The 11,818-nt window shown below is 63.3% G+C and carries 8 protein-coding genes; 7 read left to right on the top strand and 1 reads right to left on the bottom strand.

What is annotated here, in order from left to right:
- Together polA and ACXJ7R_RS14305 are read left to right on the top strand one after the other, a co-directional pair.
- Positions 1-2,192 (top strand): DNA polymerase I (gene polA / locus ACXJ7R_RS14310; RefSeq protein ID WP_457152404.1); only part of this gene is annotated, 2,192 nt, incomplete at its 5' end.
- 10 nt (positions 2,193-2,202) lie between these two features.
- Positions 2,203-2,823, top strand: a complete 621-nt coding sequence (locus tag ACXJ7R_RS14305; RefSeq protein WP_457152405.1) for a LysE family translocator — start codon at positions 2,203-2,205, stop codon at positions 2,821-2,823.
- On the opposite strand, the gene ACXJ7R_RS14300 is transcribed toward ACXJ7R_RS14305, so the two are convergent.
- On the bottom strand, positions 2,820-3,224 hold the full coding sequence (locus ACXJ7R_RS14300) for a transcriptional repressor (protein ID WP_457152403.1): 405 nt from the start codon (positions 3,222-3,224) through the stop codon (positions 2,820-2,822). The two genes, ACXJ7R_RS14305 and ACXJ7R_RS14300, sit on opposite strands and share 4 nt — an antisense overlap.
- A 261-nt stretch (positions 3,225-3,485) precedes the next feature.
- Between ACXJ7R_RS14300 and ACXJ7R_RS14295 the strand changes: the two genes are divergently transcribed.
- The 5 genes from ACXJ7R_RS14295 (at position 3,486) to amrB (ending at position 11,637) form a co-directional block, all read left to right on the top strand.
- Entirely contained in the window at positions 3,486-5,690 is a 2,205-nt protein-coding gene (locus ACXJ7R_RS14295) for a caspase family protein (RefSeq protein WP_457152402.1), read from the top strand.
- Positions 5,691-5,763: 73 nt separating this feature from the next.
- The gene (locus tag ACXJ7R_RS14290) at positions 5,764-6,183 is read left to right on the top strand and encodes a hypothetical protein (RefSeq protein ID WP_457152401.1); all 420 of its coding nucleotides are present in this window, start codon (positions 5,764-5,766) and stop codon (positions 6,181-6,183) included.
- Entirely contained in the window at positions 6,180-6,890 is a 711-nt protein-coding gene (locus tag ACXJ7R_RS14285) for a DUF4760 domain-containing protein (protein ID WP_457152400.1), read from the top strand. Before ACXJ7R_RS14290 ends, ACXJ7R_RS14285 begins: the two co-directional genes overlap by 4 nt.
- 2 nt (positions 6,891-6,892) lie before the next feature.
- Positions 6,893-9,919, top strand: coding sequence for a caspase family protein (locus tag ACXJ7R_RS14280; protein ID WP_457152399.1), 3,027 nt, complete (start codon positions 6,893-6,895; stop codon positions 9,917-9,919).
- A 53-nt stretch (positions 9,920-9,972) separates the two neighbouring features.
- A complete protein-coding gene (amrB, locus tag ACXJ7R_RS14275; RefSeq protein WP_457152398.1) occupies positions 9,973-11,637 on the top strand; it encodes an AmmeMemoRadiSam system protein B in 1,665 nt (554 codons plus the stop codon).
- The last annotated feature ends 181 nt before the right edge of the window (positions 11,638-11,818 follow it).

Here is an 11,818-nt window from a genome sequence, read left to right as displayed (position 1 = left end):
ACGTTCCGGTGGCAGAGGGTCTGGACGACTTCATCCTGCACGCCCCGGACGGACCGAAGCTCATCGGCTTCCTCAAGACCATGGAATTCACCTCGCTGACCCGCCGCGTGGCGGAAGCAACCGGCACCGAGGCCGGCGACGTCCAGGCCGTCGCGGTGACCGTCGAGCGTGCCGACGCCGCGCATGGCCCCGATGTCGGCGCGGGAACTTCCAACGTCCGACCTGCCAAGACCGGCGGAGACGGCGCGGCAAACCAGGCCCCGGGCGCCGACAAACCCATCAGCGGCGACACCCCTTCCCTGCTCGCCGCACTGCGTTTGGAGAGCGCCGCCACCCGCAAGATCGATACGTCGGCCTATCATTGCATCCGCGATGTCGCGACCTTGAAAGCCTGGGTCGCCGAGGCAACCGAGACCGGGCTTGCCGCTTTCGACGTGAGGGCGACGTCGGCCGATCCGATGCAGGCCGAGTTGATCGGCATGTCCATTGCCACGGCGCCCGGCCGCGCCGCCTACATTCCTTTTGCCCACAAGAGCGGCAACGGTGATCTGCTCGGGGGCGGCGCGGTCGAAAACCAGATCCAGCTTCGCGAGGCGCTGGCTGTGCTGAAACCGCTGCTGGAGGACAAGTCGGTTCTCAAGATCGCCCAGAACCTGAAATACGATCTGGTCATCATGAGCCGCTACGGCATCGATGTCGCGCCTTTTGACGACACCATGCTGATCTCCTATGTGCTCGATGCCGGCACCCCTCATGGTCACGGCATGGACTCGCTTGCCGAGAAATGGCTTGGCCACACCCCTCTCCAGCTCAAGGACGTTACCGGTTCCGGCAAAAGCTCCGTCGGTTTCGAGCAGGTCGACATCGACAGGGCGACCGCTCATGCCGCCGAAGACGCCGATATGACGATGCGGCTCTGGCTGGTGCTGAAGCCGCGGCTTGCCGCCAAGGGCCTGGTGTCGGTCTATGAACGGCTGGAGCGGCCGCTGGTGCCGGTTCTGGCGCGCATGGAACAGCGCGGCATCTCCGTCGACCGGCAGATCCTGTCGCGGCTCTCGGGCGAACTGGCGCAGGGCGCCGCTCGCCTCGAAGAGGAAATCTATCAGCTCATCGGCGAGCGCATCAACATCGGCTCGCCAAAACAGCTGGGCGACATCCTGTTCGGCCGCATGGGTCTGCCCGGAGGTTCGAAAACCAAGACCGGGCAATGGTCGACCTCGGCGCAGCTTCTCGAGGACCTCGCCGCCGAAGGCCATGAACTGCCGCGCAAGATCGTCGACTGGCGCCAGCTGACCAAGCTGAAATCGACCTACACCGATGCGCTGCCGGGCTTCATCCATCCGGACACCAAGCGCGTSCACACCTCCTACGCGCTGGCRGCGACGACCACGGGSCGGCTSTCSTCMTCCGAKCCGAACCTGCAGAACATTCCGGTGCGCACCGCCGAAGGCCGCAAGATCAGGACCGCTTTCATCGCCGACAGGGGCAACCGGCTGGTCTCTGCCGACTACAGCCAGATCGAGCTGCGGGTGCTCGCCCATGTCGCCGAAATCCCGCAATTGCGACAGGCCTTCGCCGATGGCGCCGACATTCATGCCATCACCGCATCGGAAATGTTCAACGTGCCCGTGGAGGGCATGCCTTCGGAAGTCCGCCGTCGCGCCAAGGCGATCAATTTCGGCATCATCTATGGCATTTCCGCCTTCGGCCTCGCCAACCAGCTGTCGATCCCGCGCGAGGAAGCAAGCAACTACATCAAGAAGTATTTCGAGCGCTTCCCCGGCATCCGTGACTACATCGAGGAGACCAAGGCCTATGCTCGCGAGCACGGCTTCGTCGAAACGATCTTCGGCCGCCGCATCCATTATCCTGATATCCGATCCTCCAATCCCTCGGTCCGCGCGTTCAACGAGCGCGCATCGATCAACGCCCGCCTGCAAGGCACCGCCGCCGACATCATCCGCCGCGCCATGGTGCGCATGGACGAGGCGCTGGAGAAGGCGAAGCTGTCGGCCCGCATGCTGCTGCAGGTGCATGACGAGCTGATCTTCGAGACGGTCGAGGCGGAAGTCGAGGCGACGATCCCCGTCGTGCGTCACATCATGGAAAACGCGGCGATGCCGGCGGTGTCGATGTCGGTGCCGCTGCATGTCGACGCCCGCGCCGCCAACAACTGGGACGAGGCACATTGAAGTGAGTGAAATGCTGCCGTTTTCAACGGCCACATTCCTCTCATTCGCGCTGGCGTCGCTGTTGATCGAACTGACGCCAGGCCCCAACATGACTTACCTGGCACTGGTTTCGGCGAGCCACGGCCGCAGGGCGGGCTTCGCCACCGTGGCGGGCATCGCATCGGGTCTGGCGGCCATTGGCGGCATCGCCGCCCTGGGCGTCGCCGAAGTGATTCAGGCGTCGCCCTTGCTCTACGAGGGTCTCCGCTGGGCAGGCATTCTGTTCCTGCTTTATCTCGCTTGGGAGGGTTGGACCGCTGGAACCGATGTGGTTTCGAACAAGGGCAATCCGGGTGGGAAGTATTTCTGGCGCGGATTTGTCACCAATCTCCTCAATCCGAAGGCGGCGATCTTCTATGTCGCCGTGCTGCCGACCTTCGTCGAGGCCGGACGACCGATACTTGCGCAGACTGTCCTGCTTATCCTGACCTATGTGGCCATCGCGACAGCCATCCATGGACTGATCGTCGTGTTGGCGGGAGCGCTGCAGCCATTCCTCAACGATCCACGGCTGAAACGAACCAGCCGACGGCTGCTTTCGGCCTTGCTGGCGCTCGTTGCGTTCTGGTTCGCCTGGTCGACCGCGCGTTAGGCCGCTTCAGCCAAACACTTCGCACATATCCCGCGAAATTCGATCACCGCCTTCTTGGCGGCGAAGCCTGTCGAGCGCACCCATTCGTCCAGCCGGTGGTCGACATCGTGATCGGACATTTCGGTGACCTGCCCGCATGTGTCGCAGATGGCGAAGGCGGTCATTGAATGGCTGTGGTCATGCGGCTCGGCGCAAGCGACGAAGGAGTTGATGCTTTCGAGCCGATGCACGAAGCCGGACTTCACCAGCGTGTCGAGCGCCCGGTAGACCTGCAGCGGCGCGCGAAAGCCGCGCTCACGCAGCTGGTCGAGCAACGTGTAGGCGCTGAGCGGCCCGCTGGCGGCCTCGAGTTTCTCGAGCACGCACAGCTGGTTCTTCGTCAGTACATCCCTCGCCGCCATGATCCTGTTTCCAACCTGTCTTGCGTCGCTCGCGCATCATTTCYGCGCGCAAACGATCCCTACCCATCCAGATAGCGACGAACAGCCATTTTTGCTACTGTTTACAACATCTCTGCGCCGGAAGGCTGTCGAGAAAGCCTATCGTCGACCGGAGCGGGGTAACAGGCGGGTTGCTCTGCGATGCAACATTCAAAATACTGACAAAATCTTCGGCAAGGATTGCCGCGCTTGGGAAATTCGATCGGGCTTGGGGAAGCAATCATGATCAAATTGACGCGGCGGACGCTGCTGGTCGGCACGTCCGCGCTGACGATGGCTGGCATGGTGTCGTTCAGGACCATTGCAGCATCGCGCACTTACCATGCGCTGCTGGTCGCCTGTACCGAATATCCGAACCTGCCGCAGAGGAACTGGCTGATCGGACCGAAGAACGATGCGGGCCTGGTCCACGAATACCTGTTGAAGAACGTGCCCGACCCGGTGCGGTTCGCGCCCGAGAATGTCACGCTGCTGGCCAAGGACGTCCCAGGCGCAAATGGCTTGCCGACCCATGCCGCGATCAAGGCCGCGCTGGCCGACCTCGCCGCCAAGGTGCAGCGCGACGATTTCGTCTATCTGCACCTGTCCGGTCACGGCGCCCAGCAGCCGGAGAGGGTCAAGGGCGACGAGACCGACGGGCTCGACGAGATTTTCCTGCCCGTCGACATCGATAAATGGATCAACCGTGATGCGGGCGTGCCGAATGCGCTGGTCGACAACGAGATCGGTGCTGCGCTCGACGCCATCCGCAACAAAGGCGCCTTCGTCTGGGTCGTGTTCGACTGCTGCCATTCCGGCACCGCGACCCGCGCCGTCGAAGTCGATGACGAGATGGAGCGCAAGGTCGAGTTCGCCGACCTGGTCGGCGGCAGCGAAGCCGAGCGGGCCGCGGCGATCAAGGCCTATGACGAGGTGACATCCGCCGCCGGCTCGCGCGGCGTCGACGACAACGGCAGGCGCAAGCCCGCCTTCAACCTGACCCCGACCGGCGGCGAACCGATCACCAAGGGCAAGCTGGTCGCCTTCTATGCCGCGCAGACGGTGGAGACGACACCGGAGATGCCGCTGCCCAAGGGCACGACGGATGCACCCCGGTTCGGCCTGTTCACCTTCACCATCCTGTCGAAACTGGCTGAGAACCCGAACGTCACCTATCGCCAGCTCGGCCAGGCCGTGCTGCAGCAATATTCGGCCGACAGCCGCACGCGCCCGACACCGCTGTTCGAGGGCGAACTCGACGCGCGCGTGTTCGGCACCGACAAGACGGACGCGGTCATGCAATGGCCTGTTGTCATCAAGGACGGCGACGCGACGATCGGCGCCGGTCTGCTGCATCGCCTCACCCCCGGCAGCAAGCTCGCCATCCTGCCGTCGGCGCTGTCGCAGCTTTCTGACGCTGTCGGCTATCTCGAGGTGCAGTCAGCCAGGAACCTGGAGAGCCGGGTCAAGCCGGTCGAATTCGACAAAAAGCCGGCGCTCAAGCTGGTCGACATCCCGGCCAACGCCTATGCGCGGGTGGCCGAAATCGCGGTCGACTACAAGCTCGTCGTGGCGCGGCCGGCGGCGACCAAGGGACTGGAGAAGGAAACCGCTCTGGTCAATTCGGTTCTCGATGAGTTGGCTACGGCCAAGGAGACTGGCTTCAACATCGAACTGGTCAACCCCGGCAAGAGCGCCGAGCTTCGCTTTGCGGTGATGCGCGAGAATGCCGTTGCCGGCGCTGCCAAGGACGCGACCGACAAGCCGGCGCTGTGGTTCCTGCCGGCCTCGGGCGACGTGACCTTGAAGGACGGCAGCAAGCCGCCGCTGATCATCATTCACATGGATGACCGGAAAAAGCTGGTCGAGGCCACGACCAGAAATCTGCGCACCATCTTCCGTGCCACCGGGCTGTCGCGGCTGGCGGCGGCATCCGACTACAAGCCGGAGGACGTCGACGTCCAGTTCCAGGTCAAACGCCGTGACAAGGATGGTCTCGAACCGTTGCAGGCTTCGGYGGTGCCTCGCGTCTCCCCGGGCGACGAAGTGCATGTGTTGGCAAAGAACAGCTCTGATCTGCTGGTCGACATCAACGTGCTCTATGTCGGCAGCGACTATTCGATCACCCACATCGTCGCCGAGCGCCTGGCGCCGCAAGCCTCGCTCGAAGAGGGGCTGCTGGCCTTCACCGACACCAGCTTCGGCATGGAAAGGATGATCGCGGTTTTGACCGAGGCGCCGCCGGAAAGCGAGAAGGAGGATCTGAGCTTCCTGGCGCAGGACGGCGTTGCGTCCATGACGCGCGGGCTGGGCCCTGCCAGCTTCTCCGACATGCTGACCGATATCGGCATGGCGCCGGCAACCCGCTCGGTGATGCGGCTCGCCGACAAGAGCGGCCCGAAGGGCGCGGTGATGATCTTCCCTATGGAAACGGTGCCACGCGCCTGACCGAATGCCGGCACAAGGGCCGGACCGGCTCTTGCGCGATCGGCGCGATATGAGAACATTCCCGGCGGGCGCAATGGCGCATGACGGCCTGACGAAGCGGATAGGATCGATTGTGAAGAAATATATGTTTTCCTGGCGTGGATCGGTGGCCGGCCTTGCCGGCAGCCTGTTGCTGATCGCCAATGCTTCGGCGGACGAGGCCTGCGGCCTTTGTGTCAATCAGATCGTCACCAACTCTGAACTGGCAACCTGTTTTCTCGATCAGTATGACCAGATCGCCAAAAGCGGCAACGGAGCGGTTGTCGTCGATCTCAGCAACTGCGCCTCGCGGGGCGTGGTCGAGGCGCTGCCATCACCGAACAAGGGGGCGGCGGAGCCCGATGTGCAGTTCATGATTTCGCGCCTGCAGCTGGAATGTTTGAAAAAGAAGCTGGAGGCGCCCGGCATCGTGCTGGATCCCTCCGCCGTCATCGAACTGGACAGCTGCCAATGAAAAAGCCGGCGGCCAACACCAGGCAAACGGCAGCTGCCGCCGCCACCGCAAAGGCGCCAGCCACGAAGCCGGCTTTGCCGGAAACCACCGAGGGGTTTCCCTGGCCGAGCAGCCACGAGATCAAGAAGGAAGCGAACCCGTTCACCGACCGCGACTGGCGCATGCTGGTCTATGCCTGGTCGGGCCTGCTGGTGCGTCTGGCCATCATCTTCACCTTGATGTTTTCGATCTACCAGTTCCTCGCCAACCAGGAGCAGAAGCGCGTCGAGCAGACCATGTCGCTGGTTGAGCTCTGGGAAACCAAAGACTATCAGCAGGCGCAACGCGCGCTGAAAGATCGTCTTGCGGCCCTCAATGCCAAATATGACAATCTGCTCAGCGCCAACCCCTCGCCGACCGAGGAGCAGGTGTTCCGGCAGCGGATCGGCATCGAGGCGATGACCGCCAGCGGTGGCGACATGCCACTCGCCGATTTCAGCGAAAACTTCGACCGCATCGTCTATTTCCTCAACCGCCTGTCGTTCTGCATCGACGGCGATCTGTGTTCGCGCAAAGTGACCGACGCTTATTTCCGCGACTATGCCGTCTCGTTCTGGAGTTATTTTGCCGGCTATGTCGACAAACAGCGCAAGGCGGGTTCACCGACTTTCGCCACGGCGATCGAGGCTTATGTGCGCAATCGGCAACCCGCGGGCGAAGTCAAATAGCGATGGGAGGAGCAGCCCGCCGCCTCCTGCGTGCCTGCTGCTGGCTCGCCATGGCCGGTGCGCTTGCTGTCGCATCGGCTGCTAACGCCGAAGAGGCGGCTGACTTCCACCTCGATCTCGACACCGGCGGTCATAGTGCACAGGTCACCGACCTCACCTTCACGCCCGACGGCGACGACATCGTCTCGGCATCGAACGACAAGACCATCCGCATCTGGGACTGGCAGAGCGGGGTGACGCTGCGCACAATTCGCGGCTATCTCGGCAATGGCAGCGACGGCAAGATCTTCGCGGTCTCGGTCTCGCCGGATGGCAAGACGATTGCCGCCGGCGGCTATTTCGGCGCCAGCCTCGGCGACAGGCCACCCTATGGCGACATCCGGCTGTTCGACTTTGCCACCGGCAAGATGAAGGCGGTGCTCAAGGCCGCCGACTACGCAACCTACGACCTCGCTTTCTCTCCCGACGGCAAAACCCTGGCTGCCGGTGGCGCCGACGGCGTCGTCTATCTCTGGCGGCTGGACGACAAATCCGCGACCGGGTGGACGCTGGACAAGAAGCTCGATGCCGATTCCTGGCACATCGACAAGCTCGCCTTCGCTGCCGCGGGGACTAGGCTGGCGGCGACCACCACCGACAACGGCATCCGGCTCTGGGACGTCGCAAAGGGCGAGGAGATCGCCTTGCCGGCCGAGGCCGAACCGTTGCGGGATATCAGTGTCATGGCATTGGCCGTCTCGCCGGATGGCAGCCTGTTTGCCACCGGCAGCAAGGACGGGCAGGTCCAGCTCTGGCACGCAGACGACGGCACGCTGGTGCGCGCCATGCCGAAGCAGGATTTCCTCATCGGCTCGCTGACCTTTGCCAAGGGGTCGCGGCTGGTCGCCTCCTGCGGCTATCGCTGCGCCGACAAGCATCGCTCCGTCGTCTGGAACACCGACACCGGCGAGAAGGTGCTCGACTATACCGGCCATGACGGCACGGTCTATGCCAGCACCGCCAATGCCGATGGCTCGCTGGTGGCAACCGCCGGCGGCACGCGCAACGCCATCCAGGTCTGGGATCCCACGACTGGCGAGCGCAAGGCCCTGCTGCAGGGGGTGGGTGAGCCGGTGACCGCCGTCGGCATCGACGCAGCGAATGACGTCATCGCCTGGGGCAATGCCAACCCTTGCCCCCAGCGCGTGTCCTRTCCGGAGGAACAAGGCGAACTGGACAACAGGCTGGTGCTGCCGACCACCGAGCGATTCTTCGACGACCCGCAGCCGCTGGCGGAGCCGGGCTCGTTTGCCCGCGCCGCGTTGACAGACGGCCAGTGGTCGCTGCGCGCCAGGGAGGGAGGCAAGGACGCGTTGGAAAACGCGGYGCTGGAGATCGCCAATGGCGGCAAGATGGTGCGCAGCATCGAGAACGATGCCACCAATGGCTTTGTCCATTCGGCCTTCACCCTGATCGACAACGGCCTTGGCCTGATCACCGGCGGCAATGACGGCACGCTGCTCGAATACAGGACGCCGACAGCGAGAGTGTCGGGCGAATTCACCGGCCATACCGGCGAAATCAATGCCATGGTCGCTTCGGAAAAAGCGGGCCTGCTGGTCACCGGCAGCGCCGACCAGACGCTCAGGCTCTGGAATCTGAAGACGCACGAGCTGATCGTCTCGATGTTCTTCGCCGGCTCGCAATGGATCGCCTGGATGCCGCAGGGCTACTACTATTCCTCCGATGAAGGCGACAAGCTGATCGGCTGGCAGGTCAACCAGGGCCGCGACCATGAAGGCCGCTTCATCCGCGCCGGCCAATTGAAGAAATATCTCTGGAGCCCGGAGATGGTTCGCCGCGCGATCATCCTGCGCAGCGCCAAACAGGCGGTCAAGGAGATGCGGCCAAGCGTCGACAACGAACTCCAGAAACTGCTGCAGCGCAAGCCACCGGAATTCGACATCCGCCTCGCCACCGACCAGAGCAAGGTGCGTGACGGTTATGTCGCTGTCGAGATCACCGGTGCGGGGCAAGCCGGGACCGATGTCGCCGGCTTCTCGATCCTGTCGAACAGCCRCAATGTCGGCGACGTCACCGCCCGCTCGGTGGACGGCGACAACACCATCGTCGAGATACCGGTCGAGAATGGCGAAAACACCATCCGCATCACCGGCACCAACGAATTCGGTTATCTGACCGAACGCAGCGTAACGGCTCTGGCAAGGAAGACCGAGAAGTCCGAGGCCAAAGGCAAGCTCTATGTCGCGRTCATCGGCGTCGACAAATATCCGTTCCTGAACGACGCCTGTTCGGGCCACGCCTGCGACCTGCGCTACCCCGTCGATGATGCCACCGAATTCCTCAAGGTGATTGCGCAGAAATCGGCGCCGCTGTTCTCATCGATGGAGACGCTGGTTCTGGTCAACCGTGAAGCGCTCGATGAGGCCCCCGACAAGGCCAAGCAGACTTATTCAATCGCCAGCGCTGACGGCATCATGGAGCCCGACTCCGACACGATCGACGACCAGCTCGCCGATTTCCTCGACAGACCGGGCGAGCACGACACCACGATCATCTTCGTCGCCGGCCACGGCATCAACATCGACGAGGACTATTATTTCATCCCGACCGACGGCCGCAAACAGGATGCCGAGCGCTGGAAGCGCTCCTCGCTTGTCGACTGGTCGGACATCCAGAAATCGGTCGAGCGGGCCAAGGGCATGCGCTTCATGCTGCTCGACACCTGCCATGCCGCCAACGCCTTCAACCCGCGCCTGGAAAAGGACGCGCAGGATGCGCGCATCGTCGTGTTTTCGGCCACCGCAGCCAACAACACCGCCGCCGAACTGCCCGAACTCGGACACGGCGTCTTCACCTATTCGATCCTCGAAGGCCTGCGCGGCAAGGCCAGGACGTCGGACGGCGGCGTCACGCTGTTCGGCCTTGCCGACTACATTTCACGCGAGGTGGTGCGGCTGACATCATCGAAGCAGAAGCCGTTCTACTATGTCGGCGGCGTGGAGAACATCGTGCTCGCCGAGCCATGAGGGGACTGCGCCAAGACACCCCCCTCGCGCGACTGTGGCCGGCAATCGCAGCAATGCTATTCTGCCTCTTTACCCCACTCTTTCACGCCGTTGCCGCGCCCGTAATTTGCCCGCCCGGCGCTGACAACTTTCCGCCCTTCTACGATGACGCCAAACTGTTCAAGGATGCCATCGCAAAGGTGGCCGATATCGAGCCATCGAACCAGCGGCTGACCGGCATCACCGTCCCGCATCATCTCCTGGCCGCGGACCTGGTAGCGCTGGGGTTCCGGGCGGCGTCCGGCTTCCGCTACAAGCGCATCGTCATCCTGTCGCCAGACCATTTCCACAAGACGCGCAAACTGTACGCCACCTCGGTACGCGGCTTCGATACCGTGCTTGGCCCGGTCGCCGCCGACGTCCAAGCAGTACGCCAGCTCGAAACGCACGGCGACATGGTCGAGGAGTCCTGCCTGTTCGACAAGGAACATGGCGTGCGCGCGATGCTGCCTTTCCTGCACCACTACTTCCCCGAGGCGAAAATCGTGCCCGTGGCGATGTCGGTCAAGGCGCGGCGCGGCGACTGGGACAGGCTGGCCGAGGCCCTGAAGCCGATCGTCGACCAAGACACGCTGATCGTCGAATCCACCGACTTCTCGCACTATCTGCCGCAGCACGACGCACGGCGCTTCGACCAGCAGACGCTGAACATGCTGGCCGCCGGGTCGCTCGACGGCATAGCGGCGCTTCGCCAGCCCGCTCACGCCGATTCCGTCGGCGCGCTCTACATCCAGACCAGGCTGCAGCGCGAACTGTTCGGCGCCCAGCCGCTGGTCGTCGCCAACGAGAATTCGCAGGAACACACGCCGGACTATGTCGAGCGGACCACCAGCTATGTCGTGGCGCTGTTCGGTGCCTTCGCTCCCGGTTTCAACAACCCGGCACGGCCGAAGGACAGGATCTACTATCTGGCCGGCGACGTGAATTTCGGCCGTGCCATGAAGAAGATACTGGTCCGCGACGGTGTTGCCGACCGGATCGTTGACAGCGTCCTGGCGCTCACCGGTTCACGGCCGCTGATCGTCAACCTCGAAGGCGTCATCCTGCCCAACGTGCCGGAAGCGATCGACGACATGACGCTGGCGATGCCGCAAGACCTGGCCGTCGACATGCTGAAGAGGCTGCATGTCGCCGGTGTCGGGCTCGCCAACAATCATGCCTATGATCTCGGCCCGTCAGGCTATGCCGAGACGCTGCGCGCGCTGAACGAAGCCGGCATCCCGCATTTCGGCCAGGGTGAGACGCTGGCGCTTGCCGATCTCGACCTTGTCGGCCTGACCGACATCGACACCAACGGCTCGAAGAACACCGATCTGCTGACGCCTGCCCTGCTTGATCGGCTGCTGCACGAAAACGCCGAGCGGCCGGTCGTCGCCTTCGTCCACTGGGGCCGCGAGTACGAGACCGAACCGTCGGCGCGCGAGGAGATGCTTGCCGACCAGATGCGGCTGCGTGGCGCATCGGTCATCGTCGGCGGCCATCCGCATGTATCGAGCGAGGCCATCGTTCCGCTTGCCGGCGGCGATGTTGCGGAGATCTATTCGCTCGGCAATTTCCTCTTCGACCAGAGCGCCGAGCGGTCGTCGGGATCGATGCTGGAACTGCGCGTCTTCGCCCAGGGCACGATGTTCACGAGGCTTTTGCCGCTGCCCAACTATTTCGAGATGGGCCGCAAATAGGCGCGCCAGGGTGTTGAGATTCAGGTCAGGCCGAGCCGGAGTCGAAGACGGGCGCGAAGCGACCAAACAAGGTAGGTTCCGAGAACCGGAGCGGAGCGTACTTAAAGTACGTGAGCACCGGAAGCGCAGGAAACTGCCGTTTGCAGGCCGGCATCACCTGAATATCAATACACCCTAACCG

This window comes from Mesorhizobium sp. P5_C1 (assembly GCF_054049815.1).
Note: the sequence above shows the minus strand (reverse complement) of the source record. Positions and strands in the feature narration are given on the sequence as shown.

Bases quoted from the DNA above. Each gene is read 5' to 3' on its own strand.
- ACXJ7R_RS14290 (WP_457152401.1), top strand. From the start codon at position 5,764: ATGGCGCATGACGGCCTGACGAAGCGGATAGGATCGATTGTGAAGAAA.
- ACXJ7R_RS14305 (WP_457152405.1), top strand. From the start codon at position 2,203: ATGCTGCCGTTTTCAACGGCCACATTCCTCTCATTCGCGCTGGCGTCG.
- ACXJ7R_RS14300 (WP_457152403.1), bottom strand. From the start codon at position 3,224: ATGGCGGCGAGGGATGTACTGACGAAGAACCAGCTGTGCGTGCTCGAG.
- amrB (WP_457152398.1), top strand. From the start codon at position 9,973: ATGCTATTCTGCCTCTTTACCCCACTCTTTCACGCCGTTGCCGCGCCC.
- ACXJ7R_RS14285 (WP_457152400.1), top strand. From the start codon at position 6,180: ATGAAAAAGCCGGCGGCCAACACCAGGCAAACGGCAGCTGCCGCCGCC.